The organism is Synechococcus sp. Nb3U1, from assembly GCF_021533835.1.
Lineage (GTDB): Bacteria > Cyanobacteriota > Cyanobacteriia > Thermostichales > Thermostichaceae > Thermostichus.
In genome coordinates, this window is the sequence record NZ_JAKFYQ010000001.1 from 1,411,355 (window position 1) to 1,430,150 (window position 18,796).

The following is an 18,796-nucleotide window of genomic DNA, read 5'->3' on the forward strand; positions in this document are numbered from 1 at the left end:
GAGCGCTTTCCTAATGGCTATGTAGCAACTGCTGTAGGCGGCGGCTTTCCCATTCCAGAATGCGGCGAGACAAGTCGGGATCCCGTTCGAGAATGCGATCGAGATCATCAACCGCAATAGCCAGCAGGCGGGTGGGGCTGTGGGTGGCTGTAATGCGCCCCGATTGGCGTCCGTGAGAGAGTACCTCCAACTCATCCAAAATCTGGCCGGGTAGCAGGCTAGAAATGACTCTATGACCGTGTTCGTAGGTTTCCACCTCCGCCTTACCCTCGATCAAAATCAAGAGCTCCCGACAGGTATCCCCTTCGTCAGAGATGATGTCTTTGGCCTGAAAGATCTTGAAATAGGCAATAGCTTCTAATTCCAGCAGTGTGTGGGTGTGGATCCCGGCGAACAGTTGGCTATTGAACAGATAAATCAGCTTTTCTAGGTCGGGCAATTGGGAGAGGGCAAGGGATCCCTTGGGATGGGACTGAAGGATCTGAGCGGTTGTTTTGACCAGGGGATGGGAAGAGGAGGGCAGTTGCTCCGGGAGTTGTGAGGGATCCAAAGTGTGCAACAGATAGAGACTAACCGCCTGAATGATGGGGTTACTTTCGGCTAAGAGGGCTTGCAGATGACCACTGATGGTCTCTGTCGGGAGATCTAGAGCACAGGCAGGGGAGTTGGAGCCGGGATTCCGTAGGGTTTGCAGGAGGGAGTAGGGCAGACGGTTAGCCCAGGCAGCAGTAGCGTTATCCAGCACCTCCGGCAAAACAGCAGGAGCCAGTTCTACTAGGGCTTGGGCCATGCGCAGATTGAGCTCAAAATCAGGATTGCTCTCCATCATCTCCAACAGGGCACGCACCAGCAGGCGCTTTTTTTGTTTGACACTGGCTCGCAGCAGGTTCAAGACCAAGGTTTGCCGCAGCAACTGCGGTTGGTTGAGAGCATGAAACCGTTGGATGAGCTTTTGCAGTTGAGTGAGCAGATGTTCCGCCCGCTGCCAAAGTTCCACCTGCCGATCCAGCCCGCCCGAGAGCTCGGCTTCCTCCTCTGGGGTGATGCGATATTCCTGCCGCAACTGCTGAATAGACTGGGGATCCCGGCGGATCAGCTCATCCAAAGACTGTTGACTTTGCAGCGTTAGCATCCGTTCTAGGGCACGGCGGTACCCCGAGAGGCGAACCGAGTTTTCCAGGCTATGGAGACGATTGGGATCCATCAAACTGGGATCTTCTACCCCCAACTCCAGCAAGAGATCTTGGTGATTGTCATCGCTGATATCCAGTTGTTGCCGCAATTGAGCCAACACCTTCAGACTGCTGCTGCTATTGACATAGCCCTCATCCAGGGCTTCTCTGAGCACCTCTTTGTAGGCTTCTAGGCGTTTTTCCTGGCTAAATCCTGGCAAAACTTTGGCCAGCACATAAATCTCGTCACTACTTAAATCCGAGAGACTTCGCCCTTCTAGCACCTTGGGCCAGTTGAACTGTAATTTGGCCAATTGTTTACGCAAACGAGTGGCCAACCCTTCTCGACTGTATTGATCCGGACGACGAGGCCAGGTGCGATAAAGCCAAAAACTGCTGCCCGCCAAAATCAAAAATTCCCATCCCCACTGGGCCCAGCTAGGCAACAATGCCAGCCAGGATCGCCCGGCAAACACGAAGAAAAAGTTGAAGATCAAAAAGGTGCAGAGGCTGTAGAGGCGATGGCGAATTTCAATGGGGTCTAACCGGGATCCCCAGCGGGTTTGGGCCCAGTGTTCCAATTGACGGCCCCAGACCCAGCCTGCCCACGTAAAAAGCCCTAAAGTAATGGGCACGGCCACAATTTTAGGTACCGGAATCACCGTGCCTGCGATAATCCAACCGGGATCCCACCACCGCTCCAGCCCCCCCGGCTCGTAAGCCCAAATCCCCGACAGATAATAGTCCCAGTTGCCCGCATAGAGATAGTAGTAAACAAAGTAGCCCACCACCAGCCCCACATAGCCGTAGTACAACAGCTGCTGTTGCGGTTGTTCAATACCCTGCCAGTAGGTGCGCTCGGCATCAATATCGATACAAGGACTCTGACAGGCGACACAGGCACTTTTTTCGCTGCCATCGGGCTCAACACTGCGACACATGGACTGGGTGATTTTGCTATCGCTGGTGTGGGCCGGTTGAGCCAGTAAAGCCCTGGGTTCACCGTAGATTTTTTGCACCGGAGCCATCGGGCAAAAATAATTGCACCAACTTTTGCCCCCATAGAGAAACCCAACCGTGATAGCAGCAGCCAAGGTGATCAGCAGCCAACCCAAGAGCAGCCAACGGTCGTTATTGATCCCCAACAAGCGGGCATTAAGCCCAAGGAAAAACCAGCCCAGTTGCAGGTATAAATAGTTTTTCCCCAGCCAAGATTCGGCATTCACGCGGGGAACTTCTGCCCGTTTGACCTTGGTCACTTTGCGCTGGATCCCAAGGGCTCGTGGAATCTGAGACACAAACGACAGTGGGCAAATGCGCCGCCACAAATCATGCCCAAAGATCAACAGAATCAAAATGGCGCTAGGCACCACCAACCCCCAAAAAATCGGCGCCCCCAAATAGTAATAATCGGAGCCCAATGCCACACACTGCCCCTGTACCAACACACAGCGCTCCAGATCCACCCGCAAAGCAGGGATCCCGTTTTGGGCATCCGTCAGACGGGGGGAAATCGGATCCACCACCAGCGACGCGATCAACAGCAGCCAAGCCACCGTTAATGCCCAACGCAGCCGATGAAACTGCCGCTCACTTAGGGATACCCAGGACATACGCAACCGATTCCTACGACATTAGCTAAGACATTTCTGACATTTCTAAGGATTACAAAACGCACATTGGGCCGGATCGGCCCAGGGATCCCTGACAGGCTCCTGATGGCTATGGCTACAGCGCAAACACCCATATATCCAGGCTTTGGGCAACGGTGTGGGAGCACCGCAGTCGCCACAGGGCAGGCCAGAAAGGGAGCGGATCCGCCAATAACCGGGGGTTCCACAGGCAGGACAAAGGCTTTGGGCTCTAGCGATCAAATTTTGGGTGGCAGCGGCGATCACCTGCAAACGAGAAGGGTTGCACATGGCCCGCATATCGGTTTCTAAATGAACCCCCTGCCCACCTGTGTTTAGCTCGTTGAACACGGCTCGGAGGGTGTCCTCATCCTGGATCCCTTTGTGGATCACCCGCGGCTGCTGCGGATCGTCAAGGGCCATCAAGCCGTGCTCTGGGAAGCCCACCTGTTGCGCAAAAGCCAAAGCTTCCGCCACTGTGGTCACGTGGCGATGGCTAAAGTTGGTTCGACTACTATCTGCCCAGCCCACCAGCTCCAACCCCTGTATCCGATCCCTCAACATTACCCACTCTTGATTCCAGGCCAACCAGGGAAGCTGCGGATGAGGGCCAAAGGATCCCTCACTGGCTAGGCCCAACGGTGCATCCTTCACCTTGAGTGCGGATTCAATCTTCAGGCGCAAGGTGGCCATGGGATCCCCGGGCCGAGGTCGTTCCCGCGAGAAAGCACCAAATTGATCGGTATCAATGTCTACTACCTCAACGCGGATCCCCAAGTGTTGGTGCAAAAGAGGGCCGATGACGGTCTCTTTGCCGTGCCGAGTGGCTAGCAGAGCCACTGAGTTGTGCCATCCCTCCCACATAGCTACAAATAGCCTTTACCCGGATTAACCAAGCTACAAATTTTCTTATGGATCCCATTGGAAGATACTTTAGAGCTCCGTTGCTCTTGTATCTTCAGAATAGTTTGCCAAACCTTAGAGTCAGGACAGGCTTGGAGCACCGCACTCAAAACAACACTCAAAATAAACACTCAAAATAGAAAGTACCGTTGTGCCATGGGCAATATCTCCGCCGGTTCACAGGTCAGGAGAGCACCATCTGCCCGCACTTCATAGGTTTCTGGGTTCACCTCGATGTGGGGTGTGCTGGTATTTAATTTCAGATCCGCTTTGCCAATCTCGCGGCAATTTTTAACCGCCACCACCGGACGTTGGATCCCCAATTGTTGCCCGATCCCCTGTTCCAGAGCCGCTTGGGAAACAAACAGCAGACTGGTTGCGGTCATGGCTCGGCCAAAGCTACCGAACATTGGGCGGGGATAAACCGGCTGCGGCGTCGGAATAGAAGCGTTCGGATCCCCCATTTGCGCATAGGCGATCAGCCCCCCCTTCAACACCAGCTCCGGCTTCACCCCAAAAAAGGCCGGTTTCCACAGGCAGAGGTCGGCCAGCTTGCCCACCTCCACCGAGCCGATCATATGGCTAAGGCCCTGGGCTATGGCAGGGCAAATGGTGTACTTAGCAACATAGCGTTTGGCCCGGAAGTTATCGTTGCGGGCAGAGTCCTGCGGCAGGGATCCCCGTTGCACCTTCATCTTGTGGGCGGTCTGCCAAGTGCGGAGGATCACCTCCCCCACCCGGCCCATGGCTTGGGAGTCAGAGGAGATAATGCTGAACACCCCCATATCGTGCAAAATATCTTCGGCGGCAATGGTTTGGGGGCGTATGCGGCTTTCAGCAAAGGCGATATCCTCCGGCACATTCTTGCTGAGGTGATGGCAGACCATCAACATATCCAGGTGTTCTTCGATGGTATTGCGGGTGAAGGGACGGGTAGGGTTGGTGGAACTCGGCAGCACATTCGGTTCAGAAGCAATACGGATGATGTCGGGCGCATGTCCACCCCCAGCTCCTTCGGTGTGAAAGGTGTGAATGGTGCGGCCATTGATGGCGGCGATGGTGTCCTCCACAAAGGCCGATTCATTTAAGGTGTCGGTGTGGATCAGGGTTTGCACATCATATTCGTCGCTCACCTGCAGGCAGCTATCAATCACCGCCGGGGTGGATCCCCAATCCTCGTGAATCTTGAGGCCACAGGCCCCCGCTTCGATCTGTTCTCGTAAGGCGTCCGGAAAGGCTGCGTTCCCCTTGCCAAAAAATCCCAAATTGACCGGGAACCCCTCCGCAGCCTGCAACATCTTGCCCAAATTCCAGGATCCCGGCGTGCAGGTGGTGGCATTGCTGCCGGTGGCTGGGCCGGTGCCGCCCCCCAAAAGGGTAGTCACCCCAGAGGCAAGGGCAAACTCGCACAGTTGCGGACAAATAAAATGCACATGGACATCGATCCCCCCCGCCGTCAGGATCAAATTCTCCCCGGCGATCACCTCCGTACATGCCCCCACCACCATGCCCGGCGTCACCCCCGATTGGATATTGGGGTTGCCCGCTTTGCCAATGCCGACGATGTAGCCCTCCCGGATCCCCACATCCGCCTTGACAATACCCCACCAGTCCAAAATCAAGGCGTTGGTGATCACCAGATCCAAAGCTCCCCCCGCCCGCGTGGCTGTTGGCGATTGGCCCATGCCATCCCGAATCGTCTTGCCGCCCCCAAACTTAATCTCCTCCCCGTAAGTGGTGAGATCCTGCTCCACCTCAATGAGCAAGTCTGTATCCGCCAAGCGCACCCGATCCCCCACTGTGGGGCCGTAGTTGCTGACGTATTGACGACGGGGAATTTCCAGAGTCATGGGATGGCTTCCAGCAAAGGTTGACAGGTTTCTACCATAAATATCCCCATCCAGGGGATCCCTTTCGACCCAATTGCCCAAGTCGGCCCCTGTTGTTACTCCTCCTAAATCCACTGAAAATCCGTTACATATGTTCACAACTATGATCGAAAAATCGATCATAAGCCTGTCGTAATCCTGATGGGGCAAGGGATCCCTGGTTTAATTATTGTGAAGCATCCGGGGGCTACCAAACGCTGCCCTATAATGCCTTGTAAGTCCTGCCCTGGGGGAATCCCCCAAGCTTCACGGCTGCCGACGGGTGGGAATGCTTCGTTCCTTGTCGCAAGAGAGGAGTTCTTGATGACAACTACGCCAAAGGAGCGAGAGCCAAAGGTCAAGGTGTCGGTTGACGTGGATCCGGTTCCCACTTCCTTTGAGAGATGGGCCAAGCCGGGGCACTTCGATCGCAGCCTGTCGCGTGGACCCAAGACCACGACCTGGATCTGGAACCTCCATGCTCTTGCTCATGACTTCGATAGTCACACCAGCGACTTAGAAGATGTCTCTCGTAAGATCTTTTCCGCTCACTTCGGCCACCTGGCGGTGGTCTTTGTCTGGCTGAGCGGCATGTACTACCACGGAGCTCAGTTCTCCAACTATTCCGCTTGGGTAGCGGATCCGGTCAACATTAAGCCCAGCGCCCAGGTTGTCTGGCCTATTTTTGGCCAGGAAATTCTGAACGGGGATGTGGGTGGCGGCTTTGAAGGGATCCGCATTACCTCAGGTCTTTTTCACCTCTGGCGGGCCGGTGGCATCACCAACGAGTTTCAACTCCTCTGCACCGCTATCGGTGGTTTGGTGATGGCTGGCTTGTGCCTGTTTGCCGGTTGGTTCCACTATCACAAACGTGCTCCCAAGCTGGAGTGGTTCCAGAATGTGGAATCCATGATGAACCACCACCTGGCGGGCTTGCTGGGGTTGGGTTCATTGGCTTGGGCCGGTCACCAAATTCACGTTTCCATCCCCATCAACCGGATGTTGGATGCGGGCGTGCCGGTTGACCAAGTGCCTCTGCCCCATGAGTTCATCCTCAACCCGGCCTTGATGAAGGAGATGTTCCCTAGCGTCGATTGGGGCATCTTCAGTGGGGTGGTACCTTTCTTCACCTTAGATTGGGGCAAATACGCCGAGTTCCTCACCTTCAAGGGAGGCTTGGATCCGCAAAACGGTGCCCTCTGGCTTACGGATCAGGCTCATCACCATCTGGCGATTGCCGTGCTCTTCATCGTGGCCGGTCACATGTACCGCACCAACTGGGGCATCGGCCATTCCATGAAGGAAATCCTAGAAGCCCACAAAGGCCCCTTCACTGGTGAAGGCCACAAAGGGCTATACGAAGTGCTCACCACCTCTTGGCATGCCCAACTGGCCATCAACCTGGCCATGGTGGGATCCCTGAGCATCATCGTGGCTCAGCACATGTACGCCATGAACCCCTACCCCTACATGGGCATCGACTACGCCACCCAAATTTCGTTGTTCACCCACCACATGTGGTTGGGCGGCTTCTTTGTGGTGGGTGGTGCCGCCCACGGGGCCATCTACTTCGTGCGGGATTACGACCCAGCGGTGAACCGCAACAACGTTTTGGATCGCGTGCTGCGCCATCGGGATGCCATCATCAGCCACCTGAACTGGGTGTGTCTGTTCTTGGGCTTCCATGCCTTTGGCTTCTACGTCCACAACGACACCATGCAAGCCTTCGGTCGTCCGCAGGACATGTTCTCGGATACGGGCATTCAACTGCAGCCGATCTTCGCCCAGTGGATCCAGTCATTGCACACCAATGCCATCGCTAGCACCGCGCCCTATGCCGGTGCCTCGGTGAGTCCGATCTTCGGTGGCGACATCGTAGCCATCGGCGGCAAGGTTTCCATGATGCCGATGGTTTTGGGCACAGCCGACTTCATGGTGCATCACATCCACGCCATGACCATCCACATCACGGTGTTGATTCTGCTCAAGGGTGTGCTGTTTGCCCGCTCCTCCCGTCTGATTCCCGACAAAGGCAAGTTGGGTTTCCGCTTCCCCTGCGATGGCCCTGGTCGGGGCGGCACCTGCCAAGTCTCCGGTTGGGATCACGTGTTCCTGGGCTTGTTCTGGATGTACAACTGCATTTCCATCGTCATCTTCCACTTCAGCTGGAAAATGCAGAGCGATATCTGGGGCACCGTCAACGCTGATGGCACGATTGACCACATTACCGGCGGCAACTTCGCGGCCAGTTCGGTCAACATCAACGGCTGGCTGCGGGACTTCCTGTGGGCCCAAGCAGTTCAGGTGATCAACTCCTATGGCTCGGCCCTTTCAGCCTATGGGTTGCTCTTCTTGGGCGCTCACTTTGTGTGGGCCTTCAGCTTGATGTTCCTGTTTAGTGGCCGCGGCTACTGGCAGGAGTTGATCGAGTCCATCGTCTGGGCCCACAACAAGCTGAAAGTCGCTCCGGCCATTCAGCCCCGCGCTCTGAGCATCATTCAGGGTCGGGCGGTCGGTGTGGCCCACTACCTGTTAGGAGGGATCGTCACCACGTGGGCGTTCTTCCTGGCACGGTTCGGCGCACTCGGCTAAGGCAAGGAGGAAATTGAACAATGGCAACTGCAACTCGTTTTCCACAGTTCAGCCAAGACCTTGCCAGCGACCCCACCACGCGTCGTTTGTGGTATGGCATCGCCACCGCTCACGACTTTGAAACCCACGATGGCATGACGGAGGAGCGGCTTTACCAAAAGCTGTTTGCCACCCACTTCGGCCATCTGGCGATCATCTTCCTGTGGGCGTCTGGCAACGTCTTTCACATCGCCTGGCAAGGCAACTACGAACAATGGGTAGCCAACCCCAGTGGGGTGACCCCTATCGCTCATGCCATCTGGGATCCCCAGTTTGGTAAGGCAGCCGTAGAGGCCTTTACCCAACCCGGTGGCGGCGGCCCTGTCAATGCTGCTTACTCCGGTCTTTACTACTGGTTCAACACCATCGGCTTGCGCACCAATGCGGATCTCTACGCGGGTGCGGTCGGTTTGCTGCTGTTTGCGGCTACCCTCTTGTTTGCCGGTTGGTTGCACCTACAGCCCCGTTTCCGACCCAGCTTGAGCTGGTTTAAGAATGCTGAATCCCGCCTCAACCACCACTTGGCAGGTTTGTTCGGGGTCAGTTCTTTGGCTTGGACCGGCCACCTGGTACACGTCGCCATCCCTGAGTCTCGCGGTCAGCATGTGGGTTGGGATAACTTCCTCACCACTCTGCCCCACCCGGCGGGCCTGAAGCCCTTCTTCACCCTCAACTGGGGAGTGTATGCCCAGAACCCGGATACCACCAGCCATGCCTGGGGTACTGCCGAGGGAGCGGGCACCGCTATCCTCACCTTCTTGGGTGGCTTCGACCCGAATACCCAGTCCCTGTGGCTGACGGATATGGCCCACCACCATCTGGCCATCGCGGTGATCTTCATCGTCGCCGGTCACATGTACCGCACCAACTGGGGCATTGGCCACTCCATGCGGGAGATCATGGCAGCTCACAACCCGCCTAAGGGCACTCCGTTTGGGGGCTTGCTGGGCCGTGGCCATGAAGGCATCTACGACACCTACAATGAGTCTTTGCACTTCCAGTTGGGCTGGCACTTGGCCTGCTTGGGGGTGGTCACCTCGCTGGTGGCGCAGCACATGTACTCCCTCAATCCGTACGTGTTCATGTCCTTAGATCACACCACAGAGGCAGCCCTTTACACCCATCACCAGTACATTGCTGGCTTCTTGATGGTAGGGGCCTTTGCTCACGGGGCGATCTTCTTGGTACGGGATTACAACCCTGAAGCCAACAAGGACAATGTGCTGGCGCGGGTACTGGATCACAAGGAAGCGATCATCTCTCACCTGAGCTGGGTGTCGCTGTTCTTGGGCTTCCACACCTTGGGGCTCTATGTCCACAACGACGTCATGCAAGCCTTCGGCACGCCGGAGAAGCAAATCTTGATCGAGCCGTTGTTTGCTCAGTTCATCCAGGCTTCTCATGGCAAGCTGATCTATGGCATGGATGTGTTGTTGGCCAACCCCGATAGCATCGCCTCTACCGCCTGGCCCAACTACGGCAACGTGTGGCTACCCGGTTGGTTATCAGCGATCAACGACCCCAATGGCTCCTTGTTCCTGCCGATTGGCCCTGGTGACTTCTTGGTACACCACGCTATTGCTTTGGGTCTGCACACCACCACCTTGATCTTGGTCAAAGGTGCGCTGGATGCCCGCGGCTCTAAACTGATGCCTGATAAGAAAGACTTCGGTTATAGCTTCCCCTGTGATGGCCCAGGTCGGGGTGGCACCTGCGATATTTCCGCGTGGGATGCCTTCTACCTGGCTATGTTCTGGATGCTGAACACCATCGGCTGGGTCACTTTCTACTGGCACTGGAAACAGCTCGGCGTTTGGAGCGGCAACACTGCCCAGTTCAACGAGAACTCCACCTACCTGATGGGCTGGCTGCGGGATTATCTCTGGGCTAACTCTGCTCAGCTGATCAACGGTTACAACCCCTACGGGATGAATAACCTGGCGGTTTGGGCCTGGATGTTCCTGTTCGGCCACTTGGTATGGGCAACCGGGTTCATGTTCTTGATCTCCTGGCGCGGTTACTGGCAAGAGCTGATCGAGACCTTGGTGTGGGCGCACGAGCGTACCCCCTTGGCCAAGCTAATCCGCTGGAAAGATAAGCCGGTGGCCATGTCGATTGTGCAAGGTCGGTTGGTGGGCCTGGCTCACTTCACGGTGGGCTATGTTCTTACCTATGCGGCCTTTGTGATCGCCTCGACAGCCTCACAGTTTGGCTAGCGGGTCAATCCTGATCTACCTGATCTAAATGATCTAAATAAGTCTAAGGGGATCCCTATTGTTTAGGGATCCCTTTTTTGATCTTCAAATTTGCTAAAGTGTTTTGCTGTAGGGAAGATGCTTTTGTCCCAACTCGACCGGCTCAATGCGGTTTTGGATCCAGGCAAACAGCGCTGCGGATCCCAGCAAAACAAGGGTGATCCCAGTAACCAATTGCAACATCATGCTGTAGCGCATCTTTTTCTCCTCAAGCTAAATCGAAATGCTCGATATGCACATTCGTCACAGGCACCTCTAACTCCAATAAAGCCCGCTCCACCGCATCCATCATCACGGGTGCTGCACAAATGAAATATTGCCGGCTGCCCCGATGTAGCGGAATGTATTTTGCTAGAAGAGCGCGATCCACGTAGCCCGTTTCACCGTTCCATCCTTCCGTCGGCTGGCGCAACACATATACAAGTGTCAGATCCAGCTGCTCCTTCAGACCCTCCAATTCCTCCCGATAGGTCACCTCTTCCCAAGAGGGAGCTGAATAAATCAACAGAAAAGGACGATCATCCTTTCGCTCTGCTGCTGTCAGCAACATGCTGTAAATCGGGGTAATCCCTACTCCACCCGCAATCAAGACAAAGCCAGCACTATCCCAGTAGCGCTCGGTGGTAAAGACACCGTAGGGATCATCCAGGTAAGCACGGGTACCCGGTCGTACATCTTTAATGCGGCGGGTGAAATCGCCAATCGCCTTAATGCCAAACTCGATGCGCTCTGAGCGATCCCCACTCGAAGACATGGAAAACGGATGTTCTCGCATGCTGAAGGGGGTGATATTCAGGGTGAGCCAGGCAAACTGACCCGGCTGAAAGGTAAACCCATCGTGCCCCAGTGGCTTGAGGGCCAGAGTCCAGACATTGCCCCGTTGAGGGATCACCTCCTCCACCACGTAGGGCTTTTGGGTCATCATCCAGGGCTTTACCAGGCGCACATAGAGAATCAGCCAGAGGGAAACCAGAATAAATCCCGTCCACAGGACAGCCTTCCAAAACAAGCCCAGATAGTTGCCTACCCCCACGGCATGTCCAAACCCCAAGCCCACCGCCAACACCGCCAGAATGCTATGGGAAGCTCGCCACGGTTCGTACGGGATCCGCAGTGGCTTGCGCCAAAGGGTGGTCACAACCATCGCCAAAAAGGCCAACGTGCCCAACACCGCCATACGAGCCCGCCAAGGCGCCTGAGGGAAATTCAGCAACTGCAGAGTTTCAGGCTGAATGATGAACAGAATGACCGGGTGTACCAACACCATGACAAAGGCCACCAGCGAAGTGTAGCGATGAAACTGCAGCAGAATGTCGATGCCATAGGACGCTTCAATACGATTGACCCGGGCTGTCAGCACAAATTGCAGCGCCATCATCGCTAGCCCAATAAAGCCGAGCGCCACAGAAAACTCCAGCCAGAAACCGCGCCCCGTCGGCACTGGGTATAAGAGCAGCACCAGCAATGGAAACAAGGTGAGGGCAATATAAGCCAGAATCCAAACGGTAGCCACAGCGATGGGATTGTGCATCAGCAGTCGTCTCATCGTTAACCTCCTGGAAAAGTACTTGCCTACCCTAAAAGGGGATTTCCCCTTTCCAAAGGGATCCGTTTGGGGATGTAGGGTATTGTTATGGTTCTTCAAACCACGCGAACAAATCTTGGTGGCGGAATATCCTCCACGATTGGGATCCGAACTGCGACCACCAGCCCTTCGGCATCGGTTTCAAAGGTGAAGGAGAGGTGCAAGAGGCGATTTTCTGTAGATTGAAAACGGGTGCTGAAGGTTTCGCCCTGATAGGGATCCAACGGGTAGGTGCGCTCATCATAGGTTTGCCAGAGGCAGCCGTCGATCTGGGTAATGGTGAAGGTGCCGTAGCCGGGGTGTTGAAACTGGCCCACATAATTGTCCAGGGGATGTTGGGGCATAGCACTGGGATCCCGTCCTGCCCAAAAGGCTTGTTCCGCCGCGGCTGCCTGTTGGGCAAATCTGTCCGCTATCCGTTTTCCGTAAGCGACTCGAGCTTCCACCTGAGCTTGCCCCAACAGCCGATCCATAACCACCAAAGCACCGATCGTATTGGCATTGCTGACATTGAGATTGGTTAGAACCGCTACCCCAAAGCCACGCGCCGGGATAAATGCCACCGTCGTGCGGTAGCCATTAAAGGATCCGCCATGGGAGAGCATCAGTTCGGAACCGATACTGCTTTGTATCCAACCCAAGCCATAGGTGGCCAACCCTCCACCCACCAACGAAACCTGTGCCCCAATAGCCATATGAGGTCGATGGATCCATCTCAAACTGGCTGGTGAAATGAGTGGCTTCCCTTCCCAAACTCCGCCCTCCAACTGCAGTTGCAGCCAACGCATCAGGTCACTCGCGGTACTATAAAGCCCTGCAGAAGGAGCAATGTAGCGGGTATCGCAGTGGGGAATGGGTTGAATCTGCCCTTCTACCCAGCCATAGCCCTGGGCCAAACGCCCGGTGGCCAAGGCCGCTTGACGCGAAAAGGTGCTATCCGTCATGCCCAAGGGATCCAACCAATGCTCTTGGATCAGGTCTTCGTAGTTGCGCCCGGTGATGCTTTCCAAAAGGGCCCCAGCACAGGTAAACACAATGTCTTGGTACTGAAACTCCGTGCGAAAGGGCTGAGAGGGATCAAAATAGGCCAGACGTTTCAGCAGTTTCTGTCGATAGTCCCGCCCGCTGCCGGGTAGATCTCGTCCTACTCCTTCGGCCAGCAGGTTCTCGTGGTAGGGCAAGCCCGTACGGTGGCAGAGCATATCCGTCAGGGTCATGAATTGGGTTGCTTCTTCATCTACCAAGTGCAACTCTGGCCAGTAATGGCGCACCGGCTCTTGCCAAGCGACCTGTCCCTGATCCACAAGGATCCCAGCCAGGGTCGCCGTGAATGACTTGCTCACAGAAGCCACCAAACAGAGGGTGGTGCAAGTAAAGGGTTCTCGTGTAGCCAGATCACGGTAGCCAAACTCAAATGGGGAGATCTCCCCATTTGCCAACACTGCCACTGCCAGACCTGGCAGTTGAAAGGATTCGAAAACCTGAGCCAAATCTGCCTGTAAGTGTGCCCGCGAATTCATGCCCGCCTACCCATGCGAGTTCATCAGTATAAACCCTCCAGCAAGGGACTGAATCCGCAGGTTGTCCAGATGGGATCCCAGGCCAGAAACTCAGAACAGGATGATCTTCCCTACAACTCAGTCAGATCCCCTTGATACACTAGGTGCAAATTTTTGGCATAACACCTATGACCTTTGCCAAATCACCACCCTTAACCTTAGAAGACTTTCTCAAATTGCCGGAGACGAAACCAAGAAATGAATAGATTGATGGCCATGTGATCCCAAAACCCATGTCCAAGTCTCGTCACTCACGGCTGCAGGGAAAACTCATCAATGCAATTAACGAAGTGAGCGAATCAGAATAGATAGTTTATGCCTTTCCGGAGCTGCGATGTACTTTTGGAGAACGGTCTATTGTTCCAGCTATTACTGTGTTTCTCTGGCAACGGATCGTGCTTGGTGAAAACGGAGAACCTCTGGATGATGAAAATGCAGTGAGGGTTTAGTTTTAAGCTACAGCCTTTTCCAGCGTTATCGACTACAGCTAGTTCCAGTCCATCGCTTGCCCGACAAGGATGCAGCTCTACCTAAGGTGACCTAGGCTCTGGGTCACAAGGCTCTTCATAAAGTCGGAAAAGGCTGTAATGTTACCGTTCCTTCCAAGCCTGGCTCCAACAGCACAAACGAGTGGTGGCTGCCCAGTAGAGCAGTTGGATCCCGAGACTGGTGACTACAATTAGCGTAGACATGGCCGCCGCTGAAGCAGTATTTCCGGCATCATCCATATTGACAACGGCCACAGAAGCCAACCGCAAATTGGGAGGATACAGAAAAATGACCGCCGAGACCGTTACCATCGCCTGCACAAAGAAAAAGGTTCCAATCTGCAAAATAGCAGGTAGACAAAGGGGGGTAGTCACTCGCCAAAAGGTGCGGTAGAAGGGTACCCCTAAAGAGGATCCCACTGCTTCAAACTCCGGATCTAATTGCTTGAGGGCAGTGCTAGCAGTGAGAAAACTAACCGTGTAGAAGTGAATGATGTTGCAAATAACCAACAGGCTCATGGTGCTGTAGAGGCCATTGAAAGGGTTAGGGATCCCTGCCCAGCTGGGGGTATTAAAAAAGAAAATATAGGCCAAACCAAGCACCAATCCTGGCAGCGCCACCGGCAGTGTCGAGGCAAAGTAAATCAAAGAGCGCAATTTTGGCCATTGCCGACTTTTTTCCACCAAATAGGCGCTAATAAAAACGATGATCGTGCCAAAAATGGCCGTGTAAGCCGACATACGCAAACTATTCCAATAGGCAGGATATCCACCTCCCGGAGCAGCATTGAGGTTGTAATGGCGGAAGCTAAGGGTGAGCTGATAGGGCCAAACCCGTACCAAGGAGGCCACCACCAATGCTCCTAGCACCGCAAGAATGACCCCCGCCACCAGCACACAAAAAATCAGGGATCCCCAATCTAGCCAGGGGTTGGGACGCGGTTGATAGGGCACCACCCGGCTGCCCACCAAAGCCACCTGCCGCTGTTGCACCAGCCGATCTACCCCAAAGGCAATCACCGTCGGCACCAGCATCAACACGCTAATCGTGGCGCCCATAACCAAATTTTGTTGGCCGATCACCTGCTTGTAGATATCTGTTGCCAGCACGTTGTAGCTGCCCCCCACCACCTTGGGCACCCCGAAATCCGTGAACACTAGGGTGAAACAAACAAAGATGGCGCTGACTAAGCCAAAACGGATCCCGGGTAAGGTCACCGTCCAAAAGGTGCGCCAAGCGGGGGTGCGCAGAGCCAAACTGGCTTCATAGAGCCGTGCATCCGCCAGCAGTAGGGCTGTACTGAGGATCAACACCGCCTGCGGCAGACAGTAAAGTGATTCGCCTAAGATAATCCCAGTGGGGCCGTAAAGACCAATGCGCCACTCCGGCAGCAGGCCAAATAAGCCCGTAGAGACCAAGCCCTGATTACCAAACAGATAGATTAACCCAATCGCCTGTGCCAAAGAAGGCAAATACAGAGGCAACATCACCAGCAGGCGCATCAACCCCTTCAGGGGCATACAGGTGCGAGTTAGAGCATAGGCATAGCCAAACCCCAACCCGACGGAAATGAGGGTGCTGGTGAGCGAGACCCACATCGTATTGCGCAGGGAAAACGCCAAGCCAGGGGTGGTGAAATAGGTGCGGTAGTTGGCTAGGCCCACCCATGCCCCATTGGCATCTACTAAGCTACGGCTGAGGATCTGACCAAGCGGTAAGACCACTGATACCAGCAACCACAGGGCTACCAGCAGAATCAGCCCCCGTTGCAGCCAATCTTCGGGGGTGGTTTTGCTTCCAAGAGGATCCCTCTGAACGGTTAAGCTTGGGGATCCCATTCCCCTGGGAGATACAGCTCTATCCGAACTAGCGCGGGTCATGGCTGTGCCTCAAACAGATGAATGTGCTCAAGGGGCAACTGAATCGATAAAGGACGATCCATCTGAATCTGTGCCTGCCGAGCCTCCTGTACCGATAAATCCAGAATGAGTTCTAAGCCCTCGCCCACTCGTAGCCACAGCCGATACACTGCTCCTAAAAACTCAGAACGCAGCACTTCTGCTTCTAAGGTATTTCCGCTCAGGGATGGATCGATACGAATGTCTTCTGGGCGAATCGCCAAGGTCACCGGGGATCCGACTGGCACAGCCCTGGAGTTGCACACTTGCAACCCATAGTTTCGGCACCGCGCCTGGCCGGAAGCCTCCAACACCCCCGGCAAGAAGTTCATCACCCCAATGAAGCGGGCCACAAAGGGAGTAAGCGGGTTCTGGTAAATCTCCAGGGGTGTACCCACCTGCACAATGGATCCCTGATCCATAACGACAATACGATCTGCCATGGTCAGGGCCTCCAGTTGATCGTGGGTCACCATCACTGTGGTCACCCCCAAGCGCTTCTGCAACTGGGCGATCTCCCCTCGCAAATTGGCTCGTACCTGGGCATCCAAAGCTGAAAGCGGCTCATCCAGCAGCAGCAACCCCGGTGACAACGCCAAGGCCCGTGCCAAGGCAATCCGCTGCTGTTGCCCACCCGAGAGCTGGGCCGGATATTTGGGGCCGGATCCCGACAAACCCACCAAAGCCAACAACTCCTCAACCCGTTCTTCCCGTTTGGCTTTGGGGATCCCGGCATTCACCAGTCCATAAGCGATATTCTGGGCTGCCGTTAGGTTGGGGAAAAGGGCATAACTTTGAAAAACGATGCCGAAATCCCGCTTGGATGGGGGCAGTGCTGTAATTTCTTGTCCTGCCTGCCAGATACGTCCAGAATCCGGTTCTTCTAAGCCAGCGATGATACGTAAGAGGGTGGTCTTGCCGCAGCCACTCGGCCCCAACAGGCAGATGAACTCTCCCCGCTGAACTTCTAGATCAATGGCAGAAAGAGCGGTAAAACGACCAAAGGTTTTACGGATTTGCTGAAGTTGCAAATAGGGATCCGTAACGATAGGAGGAGATTGAGTATTAATTGTTTGTAAAGGGTTCATTGCCCGCAAGAGTGGGTTAAGTGAGCTATGCTTCTTCTCTTAGGATCGGCAGAAGATGAATACGAATGCGGTTGGGCTGAACAGTGACCATAGCGCCTTGCAACAATTCTTTCTGACATTGCCCGATTACGGATTGCAATAGAAGGCTAATCGGTAAAGCACGCAGTCCCTCAATGCGAATCACGGATGGAGACGAACTTCCAGATAAAGCCAACAAAGCATGAAAGTCGGCATCTAGAGTGACAAGAATATATCCCTTGCTTAATAGGACAGCATCTTCTGCGTCCGACAGCCCAATTTCTGCGATATGGATAGATACAATACCCAACTGACTCAGCAAGGTGGGGGCAGAACGAGGCAACCCTTGGTCAAGCAGCAGTTCCATCTGAGTCAGGTAGCTCGATGACCTGATCCTCTAAATAGGAAGCGGCAAACCGGAGTGCCTGTTGAATATCCTCATCCTCCAGCTCAGGAAACTCCCGCAAGAGTTCCTCACGACTCGGATAGAGGGCCAAGAGTTCTATCACCCGCCGAACAGTGAGACGCGAATTGCGAATGCAGGGCTGTCCATTCAGGCGATCAGGATTGATAGTGATGCGATCCAATCTCACAACCAACTCCTTGAGATGACTTAGATCCTACTGCAGAAGCCGAAAAGTGAAATCCCTCCCCTCCTGCCCAGAAAGAGAGGGACTACAAGACATCCTCAGCCAGGGATCCTGACCTCAAGAACGGGGTTCAGACTTGACGTCGTATTTCTTCGTCCACTCTTCTAAGATGCGCTCACGATTAGCAGCAGCCCAGTTCAAGTCATTGCCAGCAAACAGTTGTGCCACCGGATCGGCAGGGTAACCGGCTGGGATCGGCACATTGGTTTTGGCAGCAGTTACAGGGAAACTCTTGGCATATTCCTGCATAATGGCATCGGAAATAGCCCAGTCTAGGAAAGTTTTGGCAGCATCCTTGATTTGGGCTTTTTTCACCAGCGCATTGGCTTCCACTTCCCAGCCAGATCCTTCGGAGGGGAAAATTGCTTCAATTGGTTGCCCTTCATTCTTTTGGCGAATGGCCCGGAAATCGAAGGAAATACCAATCACATACTCGCCCGCTCCGGCAACGCGGCAGGGCTTAGAGCCGGAGTGCATGTACTGAGCAATGTTTTCGTGCAGGGCATCCAGATATTTCCAGCCTTCTTCTTCCCCTTTCATTTGTAGCAGAGTGGCCACCGACAGGAACCCCGTACCGGAAGAGGCCGGGTTGGACATGACGATTTGACCTTTGTATTCCGGCTTGGTCAAGTCTGCCCAAGAGGTGGGCATGGGCAGGTTGCGCTTGTTGAGTTCAACGGTATTGACACAAAAGACAGAAAAGTAAGTATCAATACCCACCCAGTGGGGCGGGTTTCTGCTGTCCCGAAATTCGGGCAAGATGCGATCCAATCCAGCTGGGGCATAGGGTTCCAACAGGCCCTGTTGGTCGGCCACCAACAAACTGGTAGCCGCCAGACCCCAGATGGCATCTGCTTGGGGATTGTCTTTTTCCGCTAGCAACTTGGCCGTCACCACTCCGGTGGAGTCGCGCACAATGTTGACCTTAATATCGGGGTGCTCTTTTTCAAATAAGGGCAAATACACCGCAATTTGATCGTCTTCGAGGGCAGTGTAAACATTGATGGTTTTATCGGCTTGGGCAATCGCCAAAGGTATCCCTAAGCCCA

The 18,796-nt window shown here is 54.6% G+C and carries 13 protein-coding genes; 2 read left to right on the top strand and 11 right to left on the bottom strand.

Annotated elements, in window-relative coordinates; all coding sequences use genetic code 11:
* Nucleotides 1–10: 10 nt before the first annotated feature.
* The 3 genes from L1047_RS06475 to ureC form a co-directional block, all read right to left on the bottom strand.
* Nucleotides 11–2,785, bottom strand: a complete 2,775-nt coding sequence (locus L1047_RS06475; RefSeq protein WP_235278071.1) for a cyclic nucleotide-binding domain-containing protein — start codon at nt 2,783–2,785, stop codon at nt 11–13.
* A 45-nt stretch (nt 2,786–2,830) separates the two neighbouring features.
* A complete protein-coding gene (locus tag L1047_RS06480; protein ID WP_235278072.1) occupies nt 2,831–3,667 on the bottom strand; it encodes a DUF6671 family protein in 837 nt (278 codons plus the stop codon).
* A gap of 170 nt (nt 3,668–3,837) precedes the next feature.
* Entirely contained in the window at nt 3,838–5,556 is a 1,719-nt protein-coding gene (gene ureC, locus L1047_RS06485) for an urease subunit alpha (protein WP_235278074.1), read from the bottom strand.
* Between the two features lie 342 nt (nt 5,557–5,898).
* On the opposite strand from ureC, the gene psaA reads away from it, so the two are divergent.
* On the top strand, nt 5,899–8,166 hold the full coding sequence (psaA, locus tag L1047_RS06490) for a photosystem I core protein PsaA (RefSeq protein ID WP_235278075.1): 2,268 nt from the start codon (nt 5,899–5,901) through the stop codon (nt 8,164–8,166).
* Nucleotides 8,167–8,186: 20 nt separating this feature from the next.
* Entirely contained in the window at nt 8,187–10,421 is a 2,235-nt protein-coding gene (psaB, locus tag L1047_RS06495; protein WP_235278076.1) for a photosystem I core protein PsaB, read from the top strand.
* A gap of 93 nt (nt 10,422–10,514) precedes the next feature.
* Here psaB and L1047_RS06500 read toward each other — a convergent pair whose 3' ends face one another.
* From L1047_RS06500 to L1047_RS06540, 8 genes are all read right to left on the bottom strand, one after another.
* Nucleotides 10,515–10,658: a hypothetical protein gene (locus L1047_RS06500; protein ID WP_235278078.1), complete on the bottom strand. Its 144-nt coding sequence runs from the start codon at nt 10,656–10,658 to the stop codon at nt 10,515–10,517.
* Nucleotides 10,659–10,668: 10 nt separating this feature from the next.
* Nucleotides 10,669–12,006 (bottom strand): ferredoxin reductase family protein, encoded by a 1,338-nt coding sequence (locus L1047_RS06505; RefSeq protein ID WP_235278080.1) that lies wholly within the window; start codon nt 12,004–12,006, stop codon nt 10,669–10,671.
* A gap of 95 nt (nt 12,007–12,101) precedes the next feature.
* Nucleotides 12,102–13,565, bottom strand: a complete 1,464-nt coding sequence (locus L1047_RS06510; RefSeq protein ID WP_235278081.1) for a serine hydrolase — start codon at nt 13,563–13,565, stop codon at nt 12,102–12,104.
* A 629-nt stretch (nt 13,566–14,194) separates the two neighbouring features.
* Complete coding sequence (locus L1047_RS06520) at nt 14,195–15,973, bottom strand: putative 2-aminoethylphosphonate ABC transporter permease subunit (protein WP_235278082.1); 1,779 nt, start codon at nt 15,971–15,973, stop codon at nt 14,195–14,197.
* Nucleotides 15,970–17,022: a putative 2-aminoethylphosphonate ABC transporter ATP-binding protein gene (locus L1047_RS06525; RefSeq protein WP_235278083.1), complete on the bottom strand. Its 1,053-nt coding sequence runs from the start codon at nt 17,020–17,022 to the stop codon at nt 15,970–15,972. Before L1047_RS06525 ends, L1047_RS06520 begins: the two co-directional genes overlap by 4 nt.
* Nucleotides 17,023–17,104: 82 nt before the next feature.
* Nucleotides 17,105–17,464 (bottom strand): DUF5615 family PIN-like protein, encoded by a 360-nt coding sequence (locus tag L1047_RS06530; protein WP_235278084.1) that lies wholly within the window; start codon nt 17,462–17,464, stop codon nt 17,105–17,107.
* Entirely contained in the window at nt 17,448–17,690 is a 243-nt protein-coding gene (locus tag L1047_RS06535; protein ID WP_235278085.1) for a DUF433 domain-containing protein, read from the bottom strand. The genes L1047_RS06530 and L1047_RS06535 overlap by 17 nt, the downstream gene beginning before the upstream one ends.
* A 114-nt stretch (nt 17,691–17,804) precedes the next feature.
* Nucleotides 17,805–18,779, bottom strand: a complete 975-nt coding sequence (locus L1047_RS06540) for a putative 2-aminoethylphosphonate ABC transporter substrate-binding protein (protein WP_235278086.1) — start codon at nt 18,777–18,779, stop codon at nt 17,805–17,807.
* Nucleotides 18,780–18,796: the final 17 nt, after the last annotated feature.

Bases quoted from the DNA above. Each gene is read 5' to 3' on its own strand.
- L1047_RS06475 (WP_235278071.1), bottom strand. From the start codon at position 2,785: ATGTCCTGGGTATCCCTAAGTGAGCGGCAGTTTCATCGGCTGCGTTGG.
- L1047_RS06480 (WP_235278072.1), bottom strand. From the start codon at position 3,667: ATGTGGGAGGGATGGCACAACTCAGTGGCTCTGCTAGCCACTCGGCAC.
- psaB (WP_235278076.1), top strand. From the start codon at position 8,187: ATGGCAACTGCAACTCGTTTTCCACAGTTCAGCCAAGACCTTGCCAGC.
- L1047_RS06520 (WP_235278082.1), bottom strand. From the start codon at position 15,973: ATGACCCGCGCTAGTTCGGATAGAGCTGTATCTCCCAGGGGAATGGGA.
- ureC (WP_235278074.1), bottom strand. From the start codon at position 5,556: ATGACTCTGGAAATTCCCCGTCGTCAATACGTCAGCAACTACGGCCCC.
- L1047_RS06500 (WP_235278078.1), bottom strand. From the start codon at position 10,658: ATGCGCTACAGCATGATGTTGCAATTGGTTACTGGGATCACCCTTGTT.
- L1047_RS06530 (WP_235278084.1), bottom strand. From the start codon at position 17,464: ATGGAACTGCTGCTTGACCAAGGGTTGCCTCGTTCTGCCCCCACCTTG.
- psaA (WP_235278075.1), top strand. From the start codon at position 5,899: ATGACAACTACGCCAAAGGAGCGAGAGCCAAAGGTCAAGGTGTCGGTT.
- L1047_RS06510 (WP_235278081.1), bottom strand. From the start codon at position 13,565: ATGAATTCGCGGGCACACTTACAGGCAGATTTGGCTCAGGTTTTCGAA.
- L1047_RS06505 (WP_235278080.1), bottom strand. From the start codon at position 12,006: ATGAGACGACTGCTGATGCACAATCCCATCGCTGTGGCTACCGTTTGG.